The organism is Pseudomonas sp. VE 267-6A, assembly GCF_024126555.1.
GTDB classification, from domain to species: Bacteria; Pseudomonadota; Gammaproteobacteria; order Pseudomonadales; family Pseudomonadaceae; genus Aquipseudomonas; species Aquipseudomonas palmensis.
Map to the genome: position 1 here is coordinate 1 of NZ_JAMYBY010000060.1, position 409 is coordinate 409.

Sequence of the window (409 nt, forward strand, 5' to 3'; positions counted from 1 at the left end):
CCGGTGCTGCTCAACGCCAGGTGTTCACCGGTCGCGACATGCGTCGAGCGCGGCGTGGTCAGGGCGATGCCCGCCGGGCTGGCCACCACCAGGTGCGGTTCGCTGAACTCGGGAAACTCGTTGGCGCTCTGGTTGGTCGGGCCGCTGCCGACGATGCCCTGGTGCTGCGCATGCAGGGCCTTGGCCACCTCGTCCTGGTCGCCCGAATCCTGCGCCTGCACCTCGCGCGCCTGCTGGCCGAAGCCGTCCTGCTGTTCGCTGGCGGTGGCCAGGCGTTCGGCGGTCTCGGGCAGGTCCTTGTGGTGCTTGGCTTCGTGATGCCGGGGCTCGGTGGTCAGCAGCAAACCCGCCGCCGCACGCACGGCGCCATGCCGGTCGGTGCGCAGTTCGAAACCCTCCCCACGCGGCT

General features: G+C 70.9%; 1 protein-coding gene. It reads right to left on the reverse strand.

Features of this window, described 5'->3' with window-relative positions; all coding sequences use genetic code 11:
* The coding region (locus NJH59_RS25645; protein WP_253087481.1) for a type VI secretion system Vgr family protein at nucleotides 1–409 on the reverse strand (409 nt) is incomplete at both ends.